Origin of the sequence: Cloacibacterium sp., from assembly GCF_047601505.1 — a bacterium.
In the GTDB taxonomy this organism is placed as follows: Bacteria; Bacteroidota; Bacteroidia; order Flavobacteriales; family Weeksellaceae; genus Cloacibacterium.
The window spans coordinates 1,064,361-1,085,465 of the sequence record NZ_JASGJD010000001.1 but is presented as its reverse complement, the minus strand read 5'-3'; the positions used below and the strand labels follow the sequence as shown (position 1 = coordinate 1,085,465).

The 21,105-nt window shown below is 32.2% G+C and carries 18 protein-coding genes; 8 read left to right on the top strand and 10 right to left on the bottom strand.

Annotation, left to right across the window (positions count from 1 at the left end; genetic code table 11):
- Nucleotides 1-2: 2 nt before the first annotated feature.
- The 4 genes from QM746_RS05215 to QM746_RS05200 all read right to left on the bottom strand — a co-directional run bounded on the left by QM746_RS05215 (nt 3) and on the right by QM746_RS05200 (nt 4,819).
- Nucleotides 3-884 (bottom strand): DUF72 domain-containing protein, encoded by an 882-nt coding sequence (locus tag QM746_RS05215; RefSeq protein ID WP_414983242.1) that lies wholly within the window; start codon nt 882-884, stop codon nt 3-5.
- 710 nt (nt 885-1,594) lie between these two features.
- Nucleotides 1,595-3,253 carry a ribonucleoside-diphosphate reductase subunit alpha gene (locus QM746_RS05210; protein WP_414985123.1) on the bottom strand — a complete coding sequence of 553 codons (1,659 nt, stop codon included), beginning with the start codon at nt 3,251-3,253 and terminating at the stop codon, nt 1,595-1,597.
- Nucleotides 3,254-3,320: 67 nt separating this feature from the next.
- The gene (locus QM746_RS05205) at nt 3,321-3,569 is read right to left on the bottom strand and encodes a hypothetical protein (RefSeq protein ID WP_374361484.1); all 249 of its coding nucleotides are present in this window, start codon (nt 3,567-3,569) and stop codon (nt 3,321-3,323) included.
- Between the two features lie 275 nt (nt 3,570-3,844).
- Entirely contained in the window at nt 3,845-4,819 is a 975-nt protein-coding gene (locus QM746_RS05200) for a ribonucleotide-diphosphate reductase subunit beta (RefSeq protein ID WP_414983241.1), read from the bottom strand.
- Nucleotides 4,820-5,252: 433 nt separating this feature from the next.
- Between QM746_RS05200 and QM746_RS05195 the strand changes: the two genes are divergently transcribed.
- The 7 genes from QM746_RS05195 to QM746_RS05165 all read left to right on the top strand — a co-directional run bounded on the left by QM746_RS05195 (nt 5,253) and on the right by QM746_RS05165 (nt 12,715).
- Nucleotides 5,253-5,942: an ABC transporter ATP-binding protein gene (locus QM746_RS05195; RefSeq protein ID WP_414983240.1), complete on the top strand. Its 690-nt coding sequence runs from the start codon at nt 5,253-5,255 to the stop codon at nt 5,940-5,942.
- Between the two features lie 117 nt (nt 5,943-6,059).
- A complete protein-coding gene (locus tag QM746_RS05190) occupies nt 6,060-7,289 on the top strand; it encodes an ABC transporter permease (protein ID WP_414983239.1) in 1,230 nt (409 codons plus the stop codon).
- Nucleotides 7,290-7,624: 335 nt separating this feature from the next.
- Complete coding sequence (locus tag QM746_RS05185) at nt 7,625-8,896, top strand: ABC transporter permease (RefSeq protein ID WP_414983238.1); 1,272 nt, start codon at nt 7,625-7,627, stop codon at nt 8,894-8,896.
- Between the two features lie 59 nt (nt 8,897-8,955).
- Nucleotides 8,956-10,149: an efflux RND transporter periplasmic adaptor subunit gene (locus QM746_RS05180; protein ID WP_414983237.1), complete on the top strand. Its 1,194-nt coding sequence runs from the start codon at nt 8,956-8,958 to the stop codon at nt 10,147-10,149.
- Between the two features lie 98 nt (nt 10,150-10,247).
- Entirely contained in the window at nt 10,248-10,994 is a 747-nt protein-coding gene (locus QM746_RS05175) for a hypothetical protein (RefSeq protein WP_414983236.1), read from the top strand.
- A gap of 12 nt (nt 10,995-11,006) precedes the next feature.
- On the top strand, nt 11,007-12,122 hold the full coding sequence (locus tag QM746_RS05170) for an acyltransferase family protein (RefSeq protein ID WP_414983235.1): 1,116 nt from the start codon (nt 11,007-11,009) through the stop codon (nt 12,120-12,122).
- 14 nt (nt 12,123-12,136) lie between these two features.
- Complete coding sequence (locus QM746_RS05165) at nt 12,137-12,715, top strand: hypothetical protein (RefSeq protein ID WP_414983234.1); 579 nt, start codon at nt 12,137-12,139, stop codon at nt 12,713-12,715.
- Between the two features lie 34 nt (nt 12,716-12,749).
- On the opposite strand, the gene QM746_RS05160 is transcribed toward QM746_RS05165, so the two are convergent.
- Complete coding sequence (locus QM746_RS05160) at nt 12,750-14,090, bottom strand: DUF4215 domain-containing protein (RefSeq protein WP_414983233.1); 1,341 nt, start codon at nt 14,088-14,090, stop codon at nt 12,750-12,752.
- Nucleotides 14,091-14,205: 115 nt separating this feature from the next.
- Nucleotides 14,206-14,622, bottom strand: coding sequence for a hypothetical protein (locus QM746_RS05155; RefSeq protein WP_414983232.1), 417 nt, complete (start codon nt 14,620-14,622; stop codon nt 14,206-14,208).
- Nucleotides 14,623-14,913: 291 nt separating this feature from the next.
- On the opposite strand from QM746_RS05155, the gene QM746_RS05150 reads away from it, so the two are divergent.
- Nucleotides 14,914-16,110, top strand: coding sequence for a hypothetical protein (locus QM746_RS05150; protein WP_414983231.1), 1,197 nt, complete (start codon nt 14,914-14,916; stop codon nt 16,108-16,110).
- Here QM746_RS05150 and QM746_RS05145 read toward each other — a convergent pair.
- The 4 genes from QM746_RS05145 to QM746_RS05130 all read right to left on the bottom strand — a co-directional run bounded on the left by QM746_RS05145 (nt 16,107) and on the right by QM746_RS05130 (nt 21,100).
- Nucleotides 16,107-16,754, bottom strand: a complete 648-nt coding sequence (locus QM746_RS05145; protein ID WP_414983230.1) for an HD domain-containing protein — start codon at nt 16,752-16,754, stop codon at nt 16,107-16,109. The genes QM746_RS05150 and QM746_RS05145 overlap by 4 nt on opposite strands.
- A gap of 77 nt (nt 16,755-16,831) precedes the next feature.
- Nucleotides 16,832-17,722 carry a ribokinase gene (locus tag QM746_RS05140; RefSeq protein ID WP_414983229.1) on the bottom strand — a complete coding sequence of 297 codons (891 nt, stop codon included), beginning with the start codon at nt 17,720-17,722 and terminating at the stop codon, nt 16,832-16,834.
- Nucleotides 17,723-17,764: 42 nt separating this feature from the next.
- Nucleotides 17,765-18,406, bottom strand: coding sequence for a DUF4241 domain-containing protein (locus QM746_RS05135; RefSeq protein WP_414983228.1), 642 nt, complete (start codon nt 18,404-18,406; stop codon nt 17,765-17,767).
- 78 nt (nt 18,407-18,484) lie between these two features.
- Nucleotides 18,485-21,100: a valine--tRNA ligase gene (locus QM746_RS05130; protein ID WP_414983227.1), complete on the bottom strand. Its 2,616-nt coding sequence runs from the start codon at nt 21,098-21,100 to the stop codon at nt 18,485-18,487.
- Nucleotides 21,101-21,105: the final 5 nt, after the last annotated feature.

Genomic DNA, 21,105 nt, shown 5'->3' with positions numbered 1-21,105 from the left:
TTCTAAAACAAATTCTTCTGTTCTGCCATCACGGGAACGTGAATTTTTGTCCCGAATTCTGCATTTATTTTCTCAATAAAATATGCCGACAACAACGGAGAGGCTAATTCTATATTTTGATGAACAAAGAAATACAAATTCTTCAAGCCTTCTTTTTTCCATAATTTAATGCGCTCTAACCAATCGTCTAATCTGGCATAATCGCTTTCTGCATTTGCACCAACGTATCTTATAAACGCCGTATCAGTAGTTAATCTCATGTGTAGCATATCTCTTCTTCCAGCAGTATCTACAATGATATTGGTGATATTATTTTCTTCTAACAACTGAGAGAATTTTTCGAGATTATCTTCCTCAAACCATTCTGCACTTCTTACTTCTATCGCTAAAGGAATTTCTCTAGGCCAGTCTTTCACAAATTTTTCTACTCTGTCAAAATCTTTTGGCTTAAAATTATCATGTAATTGCAGGAAAACCATCCCCAATTGGTCTCCAAAATTCTGTACCGAAGTCGCGTAATTGGTTACCACATCTGTCACGTTAATCAATCTTCTGAAATGCGAAACGGTATTGGTAATTTTTGGGAAGAATTTAAAATTTTCTGGTGTTTTTTCTTTCCAAGTAAGCACTTGCTCAGGGCTTGGCAATCCGTAAAAAGTAGCATTCAACTCAATAGAATTGAATTGTGTAGCATAATATTTCAGTTCGTCTTTTGTCCCTTTTGGATAAAAACCTTTTAAATCGGTTTTGTTCCATTTGGCACAACCGATGTAGATATTGAAATCTTTTCCTTTAGATTTTGCTAAAATTTCTTTGGTTTTAGGGTTATCTTTTGGAAGGGTAAAATCTATGATTGAAGGGTCTGCAACTTGTCCGAATTTCATTTTTTGGGTTTTTAGGGATTAGGAAAAAGGGATTAGCTTCAAAGGTAAAAATTTATTTTTATTTGATTTTTTTTAAACGCAAAGATTTTTCAATGCTTTATAATTATTTTTAAGAAAGCAAAAGCATAATTGCTTCGCGAAGGATAACAACACAAAATTAACTGAGGTTTAAAATAAAAAACACATTTGTCTTTACGAGGAACGAAATGCAATGAAGCGACGAAACAATCTGTTAAACAACTTTTGTTGTCTATTTGATTTCTTTTAACGCAAAGATTTTTCAATGCTTTATAGTTATTTTTAAGAAAGCAAAAGCATAATTGCTTCGCTAAGGATAACGACACAAAATTAAATGAGGTTTAAAATAAAAACCATATTTGTCTTTGCGAGGAACGAAATGCAATGAAGCGACGAAGAAATCTGTTGTTTTTTTTTGATAAATCTTACTTTTGGCTTGAACCAAAAGTAACAAAAATTCAAGACTGGATTTATTTGCTAAAAATTTCTGAAACTTTCTAAAATTTCCAAAACTCGCTCGGAAAGAAATTTTGTTTTTTTAAGAAAGATTTTTGCCTCGCTCAAACAGTGGAAATTTCTTAACGAAATTTTCAAAAATTTTCTTAACGCAAATAACTCCTAGGTCAATAAAAAACCACAGAAAAAATTCCTGCGGCTTCCCTTTTCAATTTTTAACCTTTTATTTATATTGTCTATGCTTCGCAAGAACTACACGTTACAAAATTCACCATCAGTTCTTTAGAAACAGATTGAGAACGTTGATAATACAATGTTTTCACGCCCATTTTCCAAGCTTCTATCATCAGATTGTTTACATCTTTAATGGCTAGAGAAGCCGGGATATTCAAGTTTAAAGATTGCGCTTGGTCTATGTATTGTTGGCGTTGTGCCGCTTGTGTAATAATTTCCATTGGAGAAATTTCTTTAAATGTTTTGAAAACATCTTTCTCGGTTTGCGTCAATTGGGTCATGTGTTGTACAGAACCGTGATTGAGCATAATTTCCCTCCAAACATCTTCGTTATCAAGACCTTTTTCTTCAAGAAGTTTTGCTAAATATTTATTTTTTCTCATAAAATTTCCTTTCGCCAAACCTGCTTTGTAATAGTTGGATGCAAAAGGTTCAATTCCTGGTGAAGTTTGTCCTAAAATTGCCGAAGAAGAAGTAGTAGGCGCTACCGCCATTGTAGTGGTATTTCTAAGTCCGTAACCTTTTAAAACTTCTGGTTCGCCATAGATATTTGCCAATTCTTTAGAGGCTATAATAGATTGCTCCTGAATGTGTTTGAAAGCTTTAGCATTAAACATTTTTGCTTCCATACTTTCAAAAGGAATCATATTTTTTTGAAGGTAAGAATGATAACCCAAAACGCCTAAACCTAAAGCTCTGTGTCTCAAAGCGAAGTTTCTGGCTCCTTGTAAGTAGTAATTTCCATCTGTTTTTTCTATAAATTCAGACAAAACAGCATCTAAGAAATAGATGGCTAATTTCACAGCGTTGGTATCTTTCCATTCGTCGTATAATTCTAAATTCATAGAAGAAAGACAACAGATAAAACTTTCGTCTGCAGTGGAAGGCAACATAATTTCTGAACACAAATTACTTGCGTTAATTACCGCTCCGCTATCTTTATAAACCTGTGGTTTGTGACGGTTTACATTATCGGTAAAGAATATATACGGAAGTCCTTTTTTCTGACGAGATTCTAAAACTTTAGCCCAAATTTTACGCTTGTCCATATCTCCGTCTATCATATCTTGCATCCAATAATCTGGAACGCAAACTCCCATAAAAAGATTCTGAATAGGACTACCAATTTCTTTGATATTCAAAAATTCTTCAATATCTCCGTGGTCTATATCGAGATACGCCGCAAAAGCACCTCTTCTTACACCTCCTTGAGAAACTACATCCATAGCAGTATCAAACAATTTCATGAAAGAAACAGCTCCCGAAGATTTACCATTGTCTGTAACGGCAGTTCCACGGTTTCTTAATTCTCCGAAATATCCTGAAGTACCGCCACCAATTTTGGTTTGCATAATTACTTCGCCCAATTTCCCTGTAATTCCTTCGATATTATCTGGCACATGAACGTTGAAACAAGAAATAGGCAAACCACGTTGTGTACCCATATTTGCCCAAACGGGAGACGAAAAAGAAATCCAACCTTTGGTAATCATTTCCTTAAAAGCAGGAATGAGTTCTGGCTTGTACAATCTTTTTGCTGCAGCGGTGGTAATTCTGTCTATAGCGCCTTCTACGGTTTCTCCTTTCAGAAGGTAACCTCTGTTTAGCATTTGCTCAGACTCTTCATTTAACCACCAAATATCTGTATTTTGTTCTTCCATAAATTTTCGTTTCAAGTTTTAGGATTTTGGGTGTTATAATTTCACCATTTTCCTATCTATTTTTATATTAATTCCAATCAAATTTTCTACAGCGTTCTAATTCGCCAACTTTCACTTTATTGATGTGTGTGAAAATTACATTGCTATCTGCTTCTTCAAACTGCAACGCTTTTTTAATGCAATAATCTATTTTATAAGCTACTGCAATACAAACCGTTTGTTCGTTCACTTTTCCCATCGCCATGTAAATGTATTCTCCGAGATGGAAATCTTCTGACCTTGTGAACTGTACTTCATCTATAATTTCTGGCTTCATATTTTGTTTGTTTGTTATGTTACAAGTTTTGTATGTAAAACGTTATTGCGAGAAACTACGCAATCTTTGTTTTTTATTTTTAAAACGGACTTACTTCGACTAAACTCAGCATACAAAAGTCCGTTCCTACTGATAATTTTTTACGTTCACAACTTTGAAAACAATTGACGCTCGCTCCGCTCGCGACATTTAAGCATCAATTTCATTAAAGTTTTTCCTCTTTCAAAAAAGTGTATAGAAGCTTCCAACACCCGACATCCATCTTCCAGCAAATTCTAAAACAAATCGTTCGCAGTGATAGATTTATCGTGTTTTGTATAATCTACAGGTCTTTTTGCAAAGAAATCGTCCATAGAATTGGCAAAAACTTCTTCTTCAAACCACATCATTGGTCTGTATTGTTCTGGTGTTACGTTGTAACGGGTTTTCATGTTGATTTTCTTCAAACTGTCATCAACTCTATACTTCATAAAGTTGAGTAAATCTTCTTTTGAGAACATTGTTAATTCTCCCGCTTCGAAAATCCAATCTAATATTTTAGCTTCCAAATCAATAGATTTATCTACCAATCTGTAGATGTTTTCAATATCTTCGTCGGTTAACAATTCTGGTTGTTCTTCACGAATTTTGTTAATCAAATAAATACCTGCATTGGCGTGAATTTGCTCGTCTATAGAAGTCCAAGCAATAATATTAGATACGTTTTTCATGTATCCTTTGAATCTTGTGAAAGATAAAATGGTAGCAAACTGACTGAACAATGAAACGTTTTCTATTAAAATTGAGAATAATAAAAGAGAGGAAACATATTCTTTCGGGTTAGTAGATTTGGCATTCCCCAACACTTCTGTAAGGTAATCTATTCTTTCTTTAACCGCAGGAATAGAAACTACATCATTAAATTCGTCATTATAACCTAAAACTTCTAACAATCTGGAATAGGCTTCACTATGACGGAATTCGCATTCTGCAAAAGTAGAACCAAGCCCATTAAGTTCTGGTTTTGGCATGTGGTTATAAAGATTTCCCCAGAAGGTTTTCACCGCTACTTCTATCTGTGCAATTGCCAAAAGTGCATGTTTCACGGCATTTTTTTCGTAAGGCTCTAGATTAGAATGGAAATCTTGTACATCAGCTGTAAAATCTATCTCGGAGTGCACCCAAAAAGATTTATTAATCGCTTCTATAAATTGTAAAACTTCAGGATATTCAAAAGGTTTATAACTGATACGTTTGTCAAAAATTCCCATAGCCTAATAATGTTTTTAGTGTTAAACTTTTCTCTTTATAATAATGATTATTTCCTGAGCTATTTTTCCAATTTATTGAATTGCAAAAACTTAAAAGAAATAAAAATTGTGTGTTACCTCAACAATTTTCGCTCAAGACACGAATACAAAAATAGAGATTGAACTTAAAAAAAGAAAGTCAAAATGCCTCTATAATGTTAATTTTTTGATTTTTAGCCCGAAAAGTTTTCCACAATAACACAGAACTACCATCAACAAAGACTTTAGCGTATAAAACCACTAAAAAACGATGATTTTTGACAGTTTAGCATTAAACAACTATTAAAAAACTCAATAAATAAAGCGCTTTACAATTAAACACTAAAATTATAAAATTAAGTAAAAACTTTTGTAACATATCTATACAAAAATCTACTTATTCAGAAAAAACTTAATGTTAGTAATTAAAGACTTACATAAATCCTACGACACAGGAAAAAGTAAACTCCATGTTTTAAAGGGGATTAACCTTAATATAGACGAAGGAGAATTTGTCTCTATTATGGGAAGTTCTGGTTCTGGCAAATCTACATTGCTCAACATTATCGGAATCTTAGACGAAAAAGATTCTGGAGTTTACGAATTAGATGGCATCCCTATTGAACATCTTACCGAAATAAAAGCGGCAGAATACAGAAGTAAATTTTTAGGATTTGTTTTTCAATCTTTTAATCTTATCGGGTACAAAACTGCTCTAGAAAATGTAGCATTGCCTTTGTACTATCAAAATATTCCCAGAAAAGAGAGAACTCAACGCGCAATGGAATATCTGGAAAAAGTGGGATTGACACAATGGGCAAACCACCTTCCTAATGAACTTTCGGGAGGACAAAAACAACGTGTTGCCATTGCCCGAGCTTTAATTACCAACCCAAAAGTAATATTGGCAGACGAACCAACAGGTGCGCTAGACAGCAAAACCACTCACGATATTATGAAACTTCTTCAAGATATTAATAACGAAGGAAAAACCATAATTGTAGTAACCCACGAACCAGATGTAGCAGCGCAAACCAAAAGAAATGTACACCTGAAAGATGGACTTATTGAAGTAGATGAATACATAGAACAGATTGTTTTGTAAAAGACCGAAGTCGGAAGTCGGAAGACGGAAGATTTAGGTAAACCTAATTATTAAATTTAAAAAAATAAGCGGTTTTTTTTGTCTTCGGACTTCGAACTTCCCGCTTCCAACTTAAAAATGTTTGATATAGACCGTTGGCAAGAAATTTTTAGTTCTATTCGCAGTAACGTATTGCGAACGATACTATCTGGCTTTACTGTAGCGCTAGGTTTGTACATATTTATTGTACTTTTTGGCATTGGCTCTGGGCTTCAGAATGCATTTACAGCAGGTTTTGCCAGAGACGCACAGAACTTAATTACGATTTTTACAGGAAAAACCACCATTGCTTATGGTGGACTTCAATCTGATAGAAGTATTTCCTTTAACAATGAAGATTATGATAAAATTGTTAACATAGACCAAGAAAAAGTACAATATTCTAGTCCAAGATACTCTACTTTTTTAATGGTAAAATACGGAAAAGAAAGTGGAAATTACCAAATAAGCGGTTCTAACGAAGATGAAGTAAAAATAGAAAACCGAACTTTACTCAACGGACGTTTTATCAATCCAAACGATATATTAAACAAACTGCCTGTTGCCGTAATTGGAAGAATGGTGCAACGAGATTTAATAAAAAATGGAGACCCTATAGGCAAAGAAATAGAAATAAACGGCACTATGTTTAAAGTAATTGGCGTTTTTTCTGATGAAGGTGGAGACTGGGACGAAAGAATGATAAGTGTACCGATTAGCACTCTTCAACAGATGAAGAAAAGCTCAGATACCGTTAATACGGTTTTTATTGCTTACAACGAAAACTTAGCCCCAAAAAAAGCTATTGAATATAGCGATAAACTGGAAAAACAAATCAAAGCTAGAAAAAAAATCTCTCCAGATGACGAAAGTGGCGTTGTGGTAAGAAACAATGCAAAAAACCTTGAAGACACGTTTGCTTTTTTAGCTGTTCTTACAGGTATTGTAGGTTTTATCGGGATGGGAACCTTGCTTGCAGGGATTATCGGCATTAGCAATATTATGGTGTATATTGTAAAAGAAAGAACTCAAGAAATTGGGGTAAGAAAAGCAATAGGTGCAAAACCGAGAAGCATTATCGCTCTTATCATGCAAGAAAGTATTGTAATTACGGTAATCTCTGGGTTAATAGGAGTTGGTTTAGGCGTTTTATCCTTAAATTTAATTGGAGACAGCCTTGAAAAATATTTTATAAAAGACCCGAGTGTAGGCTGGGGCATCATTATCATGGCTTTTGTAAGCTTAGTTTTTTCAGGATTAGTTGCTGGATTTGTACCAGCTTACAGAGCCGCAAAAATTAAACCAATAGAAGCTTTGAGAGCGGAATAAATAATGAATTTTTTCCTTTGGAAAAGTGAATTCGCTCTGCAAGAGAATAGTGAATTATAATAATTGAATTTAATAATATAAAACTAATACCCATTATTGACATGTTTTTAAATTTAAACCACTATAATTTAGATGTATATAAAACGGCAAAAAAATTAACCGAATTAGGAAAAAATATTAAAACAACTTTTATATTATTATCAAAATTAATGAACAGCTGAAAAAGTGAATCGTGAATTTTTCTTTCTGAAATTAAAATTTAAAACTCTTGAAGAAATTCACTCAAAGAAATTCATTTCAAAAAATTCTCTTTTGCAAAGCAAAAAATTGACCCTATGAATATCATTTTCAAAAAAGATACGTGGCAAGAAATCTATTATTCACTTAGGAATAATAAACTTCGTACTTTCCTCACCATGATTGGCGTTGGATGGGGGATGTTCTTGTTCGTGAGTTTATTAGGAGCTGCAAAAGGTATGGAAAATGGTTTTGACAAATTATTTTCGGGATTTGCTACCAATTCTATTTTTCTTTGGGCTCAAAATACTACCATTCCTTATGATGGTTTTCCAAAAGGAAGACAAATGGAACTTCATCTTACCGACATGGATATGCTGAAAAGAAAAGTTCCTCAGATAGATTATATTTCACCTCAAAATTCTAAAGGGAATTTTGGAAACCCTGGCGAACAGATGTCTAGAAACGGAAAATCTGCTACTTATTCATTAACTGGCGATTATCCAATCGGGAATAAAATTTCTGAAAAAAAATTAATCTACGGAAGATATCTTAATGATGCAGACGTAAGCGGAAACAAAAACGTAACGGTAATAGGAGAAGAAATTTATAAAAACTTTTTCGATGCAAAGAAAAACGAAAACCCAATAGGAAAATCTATCAACATTAAAGGGATATTCTTCAATGTAATTGGTGTTTTCAGAGTGAGACAAGGTGGTGGCGGAATGAATAACGACCAAACTGCTTTTATACCTCTTTCTACTTATACTAAAATGTATAACGATGGAGACCGAGTAGGATTTTTTGCCATCGTAAGCAAACCAAATGCAGACCTTAACGATGTAGAAAGCAGTGTAAAAACAGAATTAAAATCTAAATATCACGCTTCGCCAGACGACACCAATGCTTTTGGAAGCTTCAACTTAGGAAAAGAATTTGGGAAACTTACAGGTTTTCTTACTGGGATGCAGCTTTTAACCATTATTGTAGGAACATTAACCATTCTTGCTGGTGTAATTGCCATTTCTAACATTCTCTTAATTACGGTAAAAGAAAGAACCAAAGAAATAGGCATTAGAAGAGCATTAGGAGCAAAACCAGCCGAAGTAAGAAATCAGATTTTATTAGAAAGTGTGGTTATTACTTTAACTTCTGGTTTGTTGGGTTTCATATTCGGAATTTTATTGTTGATGTTCATAGACGGACTTACCAAAAACCAAGACAAATTCCCTTTTTATAATCCTACGGTAAATTATTCTCATGTATTTGCAGCAATGAGCATAATGGTAATTTTAGGTTTAATTATCGGAATGATTCCTGCACAAAGAGCAGTAAAAATTAGACCAATAGAAGCACTTCGTTCTGAATAATCTAACGAAATGATGATTAAAAATTAAAAAAAATAATAAACTAAATAATTTCATATACAATGAAAAACTTGTCAGCTAAAAAGGTTATATACAGCATTTTAGGATTACTATTTGTAATATTATTATTCATGGGAGTAAAATACCTCATTACCTCTAATTCTGCAGAAAAAGAAGAATTTTTAACCAGAAAACCAATGGTGCAGAACATGGAAGACAAAGTAATGGCAACTGGTAAAATAGTACCTAGAGAAGAAATTGAAATTAAACCAAACATGTCTGGGATTATAGATAAAATTCTGGTACAAGAAGGTGATAAAGTTACTGTAGGACAATTAATTGCTACTTTAAAAATCGTTCCTAGTGTTTCACAAGTAAATGCTGCTCAACAAGAAGTACAAAACGCTAACCTTCAGATTAACAATGCAAAAGCCAATCTTGCTACCCAACAACAGCAATTTAATATGCAACAAAGATTGTACAACCAAGGTGTTGTTTCAAAACAAGAGTTTCTTACAGCACAACAGAGTTTACTCAACATGCAAAATTCTCTTAAAAACTCATATCAACAACTTCAAACGGCTCAAAAAAATCTTCAAATTGCCAGAACAGGTGTTGCCGATGGTTTACAAAATTTAGCTACAACTCAAATTCGTTCTAAAGCCAACGGAACAGTGCTTGAAGTACCTGTAAAAGTAGGTTACCAAGTAATTGAAGCCAACCAATTTAATGCTGGCACAACCATTTGTAGCGTTGCAGACCTTAATTCTTTAATTTTTGAAGGAAAAATAGACGAAGCACAAGCTGGAAAAATAAAAGAAGGCATGGATATGAACATCGTAATTGGTGCGCTTCAAAATAAAACCTTCCCAGGAAAAGTTACCATGATTGCTCCTAAAGGAAAAGACGAAAGTGGAACTATAAAATTCCCGATTGAAGGAGACGTTTTCAACCCTTCAAACGAATACATTAGAGCTGGATTTTCGGCAAATGGCGAAATTGTATTGAGCTCACAAAAAAATGCACTTTTACTAGACGAAAGCCTTGTACAATATGAAAAAGAAAAAGGTGTAGATAAACCATTTGTTGAAGTGAAACAACCGAACGGAAGTTTCAAAAAAGTATATGTAAAATTGGGTGCTAGTGATGGTATTAATGTACAAATTCTTTCAGGAATTGATAAAAATGCAGATGTAAAAGTTTGGAATCCTTCAGACAAAGACAAAGAAGAACTAAAAGAGAAAAAAGGCAAGTAATTTCTCTTAAAATATGACAAAAATCCGGCTAAATAGTCGGATTTTTATTTTGTAAATTCCCTAAAGTTTTAGAAATTTGATGATTATGATTTTTAAACATGAAAAAAATATCTAGCTTTATTATTTTCTCACTTTTTACATCTGTAATTATACTTATTGGTTGTAATCAAAAGAAGCACGAAAATTATTTTGGAGATTTTTTAGAAAAAGACTCTGGTTACATCTCTAAAAAAATTGGCATTGAAATCTTAAAAAAACTCAATGAAAAACAAAAAATAAATCTCCATTTTCTTGATTTAAAAAAAACTGATACAATAGGAAAATATTACAAAAAAGATAATTACGGAAACTACATATTTTTCATAACTGATGTCATCAACGAAGAAACATTTCCGTCTTACTATCTCTTAGAAATAAATAAAGACGGTGAAATTCTACAAAAAGAAAAATACTACTCTGTGTATAACCTTTGTTGCTGGAATAATTATTACAGTACCTTAGGGAAGAAAAATAATTTTTATTACCTGAAAGACTGTGGCTCTGGTTCGGGATTTTGTTCTACACAATATTACATTTTTAAGGAAATTACACCTCAAAAAAAATTAAATCCTATTATTATTAATTCTTTTTGCGGAATGTGTGAGCTTCAAAATAACAAAATTATTCAATGTTTGCTTTCTTCTAAAGTTGATTTTAAAAATGATTCTTTAATTGTACATTATTCACTAATTAAAAAAACAGAGACACAAACCCTAAGCTCTCATCATTTTAATGTTAAGTATTACCAGAAAGATAATTTTTGGAGAGCAACAGATAGCACAGAAATTAAAAAACTTTGTTTATAAAATCAAAAACCAATGGAAAAATCTACCTTCTTCCAAGACACCAAAAAACATTACGAAATTTTAGATGCTTTACGCGGTATTGCTGCTATTCTGGTTATTGTATTTCATTTATTCGAAATATTTTCTGGCGGAGACCACGCAAAACAAATCATCAATCACGGTTATTTGGCTGTTGATTTTTTCTTTGCACTTTCTGGTTTTGTAATTGGCTATGCTTACGATGACCGTTGGAACAAAATGACGCTTAGCAGTTTTTTCAAAAGAAGATTAATAAGGCTTCATCCAATGATTATCATGGGAATGCTAATTGGAGCTATTGCATATTACTACAGCTACTCTCCCATTTTATTTCCTCAGATTAAAGACGTTTCCGTTTGGAAATTAATTTTGGTAACCTTAATTGGTTGTACTTTAATTCCATTAACCAAAAATTTCGAGATAAGAGGTTGGGGAGAAATGCATCCTTTAAACGGACCTGCTTGGTCGCTTTATTACGAATATATTGCCAATATTTTTTATGCTTTGTTTTTACACAAATTGCCGACAAAAATTTTAATCGCTCTCGCTGTAATTGCTGCTTTTTTCACCATAAATTTGGCAGTTTTCGGAGAAAACGGCGATGTAATAGGCGGTTGGTCTTTAGATATACAACAAACAAAAGTTGGTTTTTCTCGTTTAGCATATCCTTTTTTGGCAGGTTTAGTAGTATCTAGAATTTACAAACCAGTTTACATTAAAAATGCATTTTTGTGGTGTACTATTCTCATCATTTTCTTTTTGTCTATTCCAAGAATTGGAACTGAAAACTGGCAAAATGGCATTTATGAATCTTTGGTTATTATTTTTGCATTTCCTTTTATTGTTTATCTTGGTGCAAGTGGCGAAATAAAGGGGAAAACCGCACAAAAAATCAGTCAGTTTTTAGGAGACATTTCCTATCCTGTTTATATCATTCATTATCCGTTTATCTATGTATTTTCCTCTTATGTGGTAGATCATAAACTTTCCATGGCGCAATCTATTCCGGCAGCGTTATTGGTTTTATTTGGCTCAATTTTAACCGCTTATCTCAGTTTAAAACTCTATGATATACCATTAAGAAAATGGCTCACTAAAAAATTTGTATAAAAACTAAATAAGCTATGAAGAACTTAAAAACAATTTCATTTCTCTTATTTTTCTTGATTTCAGGATTAGTAAATGCTCAAAACGAATTCTACAACAAAGAATTTAACTGGAAAATTAACATTCCTGATAATTTTGAAAATTTCACTGAAAAAGAATGGGAAAAAATTCAACAAAAAGGAAAAGCAGCAATAGAAAAAAGTACAGGACAAAAAGTAATAAATCAATCTAAAACAATTCTTGTATTTAGAACAGACCAATTAAATTACTTTGAGGCAAATTATCAGCCTTTCAATCCAGCAAAAGATGGAAGCTACTTAGAAAATATCAAATTTATTAATAAAACTCTCACTAAAACTTTTATTGATAATATCCCTGGTTGTAAAGTGAGTTCTGAGATTACGAAAGAAAAAATTAATGGGCTTGAATTTTATAAAATCTACATGAAAATTATTTATCCTAACAAAATAGTTTTTCATTCTTATATGTACAGTAGATTATTTGGAAAAAAAGATTTTTCTGCAAATATTATGTTTGTAGATGAAGATAAAGGAAAAATAATGTTAGAAAATTTCAAGAATTCCACATTCAAATAAAAAAACAGCTCCAAAATTCCGGAGCTGTTTTTTTTCATTTTATCATAATTTTTCTGGTAACCACTTTATCATTTGAAAATTTTATATTCAGGATATAAATTCCTGGAGAAAGTTTGTCTTTAACAACAATTTCCAAATCATTAGAACCTACAATTAAGTTGGTGTTTTTGGTCTGAAAAACTTGTTTCCCCGAAACATCTAAAATTACAATTTCGGCATTGCTCTTATTTGAAAGAAAAAACTGAATATGCAATTTATCTGTAACAGGATTAGGCGCAACATTTATATTAAAAACACCTTGATTAGAAGCCTCTCCAACAGATAACGTATTAGAACAAACACTTGGACTTCCTGTACAACTCCATCCAGATTGCACTGTACAAGTATTGTTACAACCATCGCCATTTAATGCATTTCCATCATCACAAGCTTCTCCGCTTTCTACAATTCCGTTTCCGCAAACTGCTGTTTCTATCTTACAAGTATTGCTACAACCGTCTCCATTTACTGTATTACCATCATCACAAGTTTCTCCGCTTTCTGCAATTCCGTTTCCGCAAACTGCTGTTTCTATCTTACAAGTATTGCTACAACCGTCTCCATTTACTGTATTACCATCATCACAAGTTTCTCCGCTTTCTACAATTCCGTTTCCACAAACTGTTGTTTCTAGCTTACAAGTGTTGCTACAACCATCGCCATTTACTGTATTACCATCATCACAAGTTTCTCCGCTTTCTACAATTCCGTTTCCACAAACTGCTGTTTCTAGCTTACAAGTGTTACTACAACCATCGCCATTTACTGTATTACCATCATCACAAGTTTCTCCGCTTTCTACAACTCCGTTTCCGCAAACTGCTGTTTCTAGCTTACAGGTATTGCTACAACCATCGCCATTTACAGTATTTCCGTCATCACACGTTTCTGGAAATTCTACTACTCCATTTCCACAAATCGATGCAGTGTTTAGATTTTTTAATGCTTTTTGAGAACTATTTTTATGAAAAAGTAATTTTCTAAGAGCATCACTTTTTTGAAAACCTACAATATTTTCAAATTGTTCGTTTTTGCTATCATATTTAATTATTGCTGGCACTTTATCCACACCATAAAATGCTGCAATTTGCCTTCCTTCTGCTGTGGTAATGTCAATAACAGAAACATTAAATTTTGTTTTAATTTGCTTAGACAAATCTGCATTATTTTCAATTTCATTATCCATTTTTATACAGTACGGACAATCTGGACGATAGAAAATAACCAAAGAAGAGGCATTTTTAATAGGCTTACTCTGAACAGATTTAAAAAAATCGTTAGCTTGAAAAAGGACAAAGAAAAATAATCCCAAAAAAGTAAATTTCAGTTTCATCATTATTATATTTAAGTTTTTACACTAACAAATATAAAAAAACTCCAACAATTATTTGCTGGAGTCTTTCTTTTTACCATTTCCTTTTTTAGGTTTCTCAATCTTTATTTTTATGAAATCAATGAGAAGATACTTTTTTTCTTGTTAATAAAACAATATTTAAAAATAATAGTAACAAGGTTAACGTAACGATTACACTTTGCCCGATATTCCCAAGTTTTAGATATTCTATAACTTCTTCGGCTTTTTCGGAGAGTTTTATGCTTTGATTAAGATAGTTTTTAACTTCAATTTTTTGGTCGGCTTCTTTATTAATTACACTATGCTGCGTAAAATAAACCATCTTATTTTTGGGAAGATAACCAACAATCCAAAATTCGTTAGAATTGCTCATATCAAAATATTCTATCTGATAATGATTGGTTCTTACATTGCCAATATGTTTTGATAGAAATTGGTTTTTGTCTTTATTAATTACTTTTATCGCGTAAAAATCTATTGGCTGATTTAATCTATTGATGACTTGTATAGACATTGATTTTTCTAAAAAATTATTCAAACTTTTTTGAAAAAACCAGTATCCAAAAAAAAGAATTCCGAAAAGTGTAATCAAAATTCTGAAAGTTTTAGCAATACGTGAATTTTTTCCAGTTTTGAAAAAACTAAGAAACAACGCAAAAACAAGCAAGAATAAAAGTAAATAATTAATGGAATTCATTCAAAATAATTATAAAAATAAGATATTTATCATAATATACTACAAATATAAAATTTTGTTTTATAATCATGTATTATTATTTGTATTTTTACACTAAAATCATTAACCATGAAAAAAACATTATTCTCTTTATTTATTTTTATTTCAGCTTTTGTTTGGTCTCAATTATCTTATGAAAAGGGCTATTTTATAGACAATGAAAACCAAAAACACGAGGTTTTAATAAAAAATATAGATTGGCTAGAAAACCCTAAATCCTTCAAATATAAAGAAACTGAAAGTGGAGAAGAAAAAACAGCCGACACAAAAACCGTAAAAGAATTTCAAGTATTTGGCTATAATAAATTGGTGAGATACACTGGTAAAATAGAGAATTCATCTTATAACATCAATAATCTTTCGAATACTGAAGAACCTAGTTGGGAAGAAAAAGAAGTTTTTCTTTATGTAGCTTCATCAGGCTTAAAAACTCTATATTATTATTTTGAAAATGCAAATGATTACCGTTTTTTTTATTCTGATGAAGACGGAATAATTAAACCTCTAATTTACAAAATATATAATCCTGATGGTGATGAAACTAAAGTTGCTAAAAACAAAACATATATATCACAACTAAAAAAAATATTTAGCAACAATAATGAAGTCATAAAATTACTGAACATTACCGACTATAATAAAGAAAAATTGAAAAAAGTTTTTGATTTGCATAATGGAATTACGAATATTAAACAAACAAATAAAAGTAAAATATTTTTAAATATAAGACCTGGTCTAACTCTTAATAATTTGAAAATTGATAATAAAAACATTGAACTAAAATACCCTTCTCAAGTAAGTTTTAGATTTGGAATAGAATTAGAGTATATCTTATCCTTTAATAGAAACAAATGGGCACTAATCTTCGAACCTACTTATTACAATTATAATTCGAATACGCAAAAACTTACTTCAAATAGTAGAAATTCAGATTTTGAAGGTTCTGTAAAATACTCTCGCATTGAGTTTCCTATAGGCTTTAGACACTATATGTTTCTAAATAAAAATTCTAAAATTTTCATAAATGGATTATTAACCTTTAACCATGTTATTAAGCCTGCTAAAATAGAATATTCAAATATGGAACTTACTTCTTTAACCCCAAACAAAAGTGGCTTATTTTTTAATATTGGAGCAGGATACAATTATAAAAATAAATACCAATTAGAGATAAGATATGCAAAGAAAAACATACTTGACAATTATGTTTATTGGGATAGTAATTATAATATTTTCTCCTTTATTTTAGGTTACAATATTTTCTAAATTTCAACCTTCCATTCTTTATAGAATTCATCTAAAAATTTCAGCATAAAATCGTGTCTTTCTGATGCGATTTTTTTTGCAGTTTCAGTATTCATTAAACCTTTTAATAGAAGAAGTTTTTCGTAGAAATGATTGATTGTAGTTCCTTTAGATTTTTTGTACTCCTCTTTAGACATATTGAGTTTTGGCTGAATATCTGGATGATACATCAAATTATTTTTAAAACCTCCAAAATTAAACGTTCTGGCAATTCCTATAGCGCCAATAGCATCCAAACGGTCTGCATCTTGTACAATTTGCAATTCTAGAGAAGGGTTTTGATGTGCTTCTGCTCTATTTTTAAACGAAATATTTTCAATAATATAAAGAACTTGGTTGATGATTTTTTCTTCAACTTTAATACTTTTAAGAAATTCTGAGGAAATTTTTATAGCCAAAGTTTCGTCTCCGTTATGAAATTTCGGGTCTGCAATATCATGTAAAAGTGCCGAAAGTTCTATTACCTCTAAATTTCCGCCTTCTTTTTCAGAAATTTTTTTTGAAAGTTTCCAAACGCGTTCTATATGAAACCAATCGTGCCCAGCTTCTGCTCCTTCTAACTTTTCTTTTACAAAATTTATTGTTTTTTCTATGTGCTCATTCATGCTTCAAATCTACAAAAACCAATCGGAAATCGTTTTTCAAAAATGTAAAATCAATCGCAATATAATGACTTAAATTCTTAAAATTTAAAATCTTTGAGATAAGGCAAACCTAACTGAGAACCTCGTTTTTTAGAAACTTTAAGCGAGACATCATTCCCAAATTTCACACAATCATCTATCTCATTTCCGTGGCAAAATGCTATAGCAAAACCAGAGGCGAAAGCATCTCCCATTCCCATTTTATTAGGCATTTCTTTCGGGTCGTTTCTGTAAAACCTCATCTCAGAACCATTGTAATAAACTGTAGAATTGGTATCGTCTCTCAAAAATATTTTATTGGGATATTTCTTCAGCACATCATCTTTTGTGTCCTCATCAAACATCAAAGACAAATAATTGCTTTTCAAGATAACAAACGTAGCATAATCTATTATTTCCTGAGAAATTTTATGAGCCGGAGCAGCATAAATGCCAAGTTTAGTCCCATATTTTTTACACTTTTCATAAACAGCTTCTACAGCATTCATCGGAATTTCTAATTGTACCAAAACCAAATCTGCTGTTGAGAAAAATTTATCCGCATTTTCAAGATGTTCTGGTTTTAAAGAATAATTTGCCGAAGGTACCACCACAATTGCATTTTTGCCTCCAGAAGCTGTAACATAAGCTGTACCTGTAGCGGTGTCTATATCTTCGTGTACAAAACCTACATTTACATTTTGATCTACCAAATTTCTAAGAATTTGTTGACCATAAGGGTCCATTCCTACACAACCTATAAACAAAGTATTGGCTCCCAATCTTGCCGTACCAACCGCCTGATTGGCACCTTTTCCGCCGAAAAAAGTCTCAGACTTTATTGCCATTACGGTTTCATTAGCCTGAGGATATCTTTCTGTATTAAGAACCAAATCTATAGAAGAGCTTCCTACCACAATGATTTTGGGTTGTTCAGAATTAAATTTCATCTGTTATTAAGCTATTTAATATTTGTTGTGAAAAATAATATTTTATTCGGATTTAACCTCAATAAATTCTGCAATAATTTTTACAGGATTTTGTTGTTCGTCAAAACCGATGTAACAAGCATAGAATCCTTCGCCAAAACCTGTCTCGAAAGCAAAAATATTATTAGACTTATTATCGTAAGGTTTTAGAAATGCAAATTGGTCTATCGCGCCGTTTTCGTCGTAAAAATGTTGATGAAAAAACTCTTCATAAATACCTAGAAAATCTTTTCCTTTTTTCTCAAAAAGTTCAATTTCTAAATTGTTCAAAAGATTTTGAGAATCCAAATCCATAAAACAACCCATCCCAGATTCTACAGGATAACCGAATATTTCTTCGTCTTTCAAATCTTTAATATTTTGCCCTTCGCAAACCGCCATTTTCCAATAATCAACTTCTTGATTGGCAAAAACAACTTCTGCATAGGCAATACAATTGCTTTCTCTTTCTTTGTGAATAAAAGTGGTAAAATCTCCTATAGGAAATTTCACTGTAAAAGCTTGTTTATCTGGCGTAAGCAAAGGATCATTTGCTACCAAATATCCACTGCTAAGATGTAACTTACCCACTTCAAAGGTTTCTAGAAGTGGATTTTCTACAAAATTTTTAGAAAAAAGAGTTTGTATGTTTTTTAAATGTTGCATGTTTTTGTTGGAGGTTTGATGATGGAAGCTAGATGTTTTACAAAACGAAAAAGTGTCATTCATCCAACTTCTAGCATCTTACAATGATTTCAGTTTCTCTTCTAAAATTGCAATTTTATCTTGCGCGTCTTTTTGTTTTTTGCGTTCGTTTTCTACGATTTCGGGTTTTGCGTTTGCCACAAATTTTTCGTTAGATAATTTCTTTTCTACAGAAACCAAAAATCCTTTTAAATATTTTAATTCTTCTTCAGTTTTTGCTTTTTCTTCTCCTAAATCTAAATTTTCACTCAACGGAATCGAAACTTCTGTTGCGCCAACTAAAAACGTGAAACTTGGTTTGTCTGTTTTTTCAGCAAAATGAATTTCAGAAATATTTGCTAATTTTTTCGCCACCGCTTCGTTGTCAAAAGATGAAACATTGGTAAATAATTCTACCGCTTCTCTTGGAGAAATCCCTTTGCTTTGACGATAATTTCTAACCCCAGAAATCAATTCTTTAGTTGTTTCAAAACCTTTGATATTCTCTTCATTAAAAGATTCTTCTTTTTTCTGCTGAGCAATTACCAAAGCTTCTTCCGTACTTCTTTCAGAAATTGCTTGATACAATTCTTCGGTAAGGAAAGGCATAAAAGGATGCAACAATCTCATCAATTCTTCAAAATAAGCAATGGTTTTGTAATATACTTCCTGAGAAATTCCTTCTCCATAATTTGGTTTGATGGCTTCAAGATACCAAGCACAAAAATCGTCCCAAACCAACTTGTAAATCAAATGCAAAGCATCCGAAATTCTGAATTTTGAGAATTGGTCGTTTATTTCGGCTATGGTTTTATTCATTTGATTTCCAAACCATTCTATCGTTTGTAAATCTGCTTCATTAGCAGGTTTGTCTTCTTTTTTCCAACCTTGAATTAAACGGAAAGCGTTCCAGATTTTAGTAGCGAAATTTCTTCCTTGCAACATTAAATCTTCATCAAAAAGAAGGTCGTTTCCAGCAGCAGAACTCAATAAAATCCCAACTCTAACTCCATCTGCACCATATTTTTCTATCAATTCAATTGGGTCTGGCGAATTACCCAAAGATTTAGACATTTTTCTACGCTGTTTGTCTCTTACAATTCCTGTAAAATAAACATTTTTGAAAGGAACTTTGCCTTTGAATTCCAATCCTGCCATAATCATTCTGGCTACCCAAAAGAAAATAATATCAGGACCTGTTACCAAGTCTGAAGTTGGATAATAATAATTGATGTCTTCGTTATTTTCGTCTAACATTCCATCAAAAACCGACATTGGCCAAAGCCAAGAAGAGAACCAAGTGTCTAGAGCGTCTTCGTCTTGCTTCAAGTCCGAAGTCTGAAGTCCGAAGTCCGAAGTTTTCTCTTGAGCGAGTTTTAAAGCTTCTTCAATGTTTTCGGCAACAACATAATCTTCGCTACCTTCTCCATAGTAATACGCCGGAATTTGTTGTCCCCACCATAATTGACGAGAGATATTCCAATCTCGGATGTTTTCCATCCAATGTCTGTACGTATTTTTGAATTTTTCTGGGTGAAATTTCACCTCATCATTCATTACTACATCTAATGCAGGTTTTGCAACTTCAGACATTTTAAGGAACCATTGTTGAGAAATTTTCGGCTCTATTACAGCACCTGTTCTTTCGGAAGTTCCTACTTTATTTACGTAATCTTCTGCTTTTAGCAAAAGATTTTTTTCTTCTAATTCTTTGGCAATCAATTTTCTAACATCAAAACGATCTTTTCCGTTGTAATGCAAACCATGTTCATTCAATTTACCATCATCATCTAAAGCATCAATCATTGGAAGATTGTGTTTTTGCCCAATTTCATAGTCGTTGATGTCGTGAGCTGGTGTAATTTTGAGCGCTCCGGTTCCGAATTCAATATCTACATATTCGTCTTCAATAATCGGAATTACTCGGTTTACGATAGGAACAATTACCTTTTTGTCTTTTAGATGAGCATATTTTTCGTCATTAGGATTTACGCAGATGGCTACGTCACCAAAAATCGTTTCTGGACGTGTAGTTGCTACGGTAATGAAATCTTCAGAGCCTTCAATTTTATATTTTAAGAAATATAATTTCCCGTTGAGTTCTTTATAGATTACTTCTTCGTCAGAAATATTGGTTTTTGCTTCTGGATCCCAATTCACCATTCTGTAACCTCTGTAAATCAAGCCTTTTTTATACAAATCAACAAAAGATTTAATTACTTGAGCAGACAATTTCGGTTCCATTGTAAAACGAGTTCTGTCCCAATCGCAAGAACAACCTAGTTTCTTTAATTGTTCAAGAATTGTTCCGCCATATTTATGCGTCCAATCCCAAGCATGAACCAAAAATTCATCTCTTGTAATATCAGATTTATTAATTCCTTCAGATTTTAATTTAGCTACCACTTTAGCTTCAGTAGCGATAGAAGCGTGGTCTGTACCTGGAACCCAAAGTGCATTGAACCCTTGCATTCTTGCTCTTCTCACCAAAACATCTTGAATGGTATTGTTCAGCATGTGTCCCATGTGAAGAATTCCCGTAACATTTGGTGGCGGAATTACAATTGTATAAGGAGGTCTGTTATCTGGTGTTGAATGAAAATATTTATTTTCTAACCAGTAGTTGTACCATTTTTGTTCGGTTTCCTGAGGATTATATTTTTCTGAAATCTGCATAAAAT

Coding starts and splice junctions, on each gene's coding strand:
- QM746_RS05215 (WP_414983242.1), bottom strand. CDS start 884: ATGAAATTCGGACAAGTTGCAGACCCTTCAATCATAGATTTTACCCTT.
- QM746_RS05210 (WP_414985123.1), bottom strand. CDS start 3,253: ATGGAAGAACAAAATACAGATATTTGGTGGTTAAATGAAGAGTCTGAG.
- QM746_RS05205 (WP_374361484.1), bottom strand. CDS start 3,569: ATGAAGCCAGAAATTATAGATGAAGTACAGTTCACAAGGTCAGAAGAT.
- QM746_RS05200 (WP_414983241.1), bottom strand. CDS start 4,819: ATGGGAATTTTTGACAAACGTATCAGTTATAAACCTTTTGAATATCCT.
- QM746_RS05195 (WP_414983240.1), top strand. CDS start 5,253: ATGTTAGTAATTAAAGACTTACATAAATCCTACGACACAGGAAAAAGT.
- QM746_RS05190 (WP_414983239.1), top strand. CDS start 6,060: ATGTTTGATATAGACCGTTGGCAAGAAATTTTTAGTTCTATTCGCAGT.
- QM746_RS05185 (WP_414983238.1), top strand. CDS start 7,625: ATGAATATCATTTTCAAAAAAGATACGTGGCAAGAAATCTATTATTCA.
- QM746_RS05180 (WP_414983237.1), top strand. CDS start 8,956: ATGAAAAACTTGTCAGCTAAAAAGGTTATATACAGCATTTTAGGATTA.
- QM746_RS05175 (WP_414983236.1), top strand. CDS start 10,248: ATGAAAAAAATATCTAGCTTTATTATTTTCTCACTTTTTACATCTGTA.
- QM746_RS05170 (WP_414983235.1), top strand. CDS start 11,007: ATGGAAAAATCTACCTTCTTCCAAGACACCAAAAAACATTACGAAATT.
- QM746_RS05165 (WP_414983234.1), top strand. CDS start 12,137: ATGAAGAACTTAAAAACAATTTCATTTCTCTTATTTTTCTTGATTTCA.
- QM746_RS05160 (WP_414983233.1), bottom strand. CDS start 14,090: ATGATGAAACTGAAATTTACTTTTTTGGGATTATTTTTCTTTGTCCTT.
- QM746_RS05155 (WP_414983232.1), bottom strand. CDS start 14,622: ATGTCTATACAAGTCATCAATAGATTAAATCAGCCAATAGATTTTTAC.
- QM746_RS05150 (WP_414983231.1), top strand. CDS start 14,914: ATGAAAAAAACATTATTCTCTTTATTTATTTTTATTTCAGCTTTTGTT.
- QM746_RS05145 (WP_414983230.1), bottom strand. CDS start 16,754: ATGAATGAGCACATAGAAAAAACAATAAATTTTGTAAAAGAAAAGTTA.
- QM746_RS05140 (WP_414983229.1), bottom strand. CDS start 17,722: ATGAAATTTAATTCTGAACAACCCAAAATCATTGTGGTAGGAAGCTCT.
- QM746_RS05135 (WP_414983228.1), bottom strand. CDS start 18,406: ATGCAACATTTAAAAAACATACAAACTCTTTTTTCTAAAAATTTTGTA.
- QM746_RS05130 (WP_414983227.1), bottom strand. CDS start 21,100: ATGCAGATTTCAGAAAAATATAATCCTCAGGAAACCGAACAAAAATGG.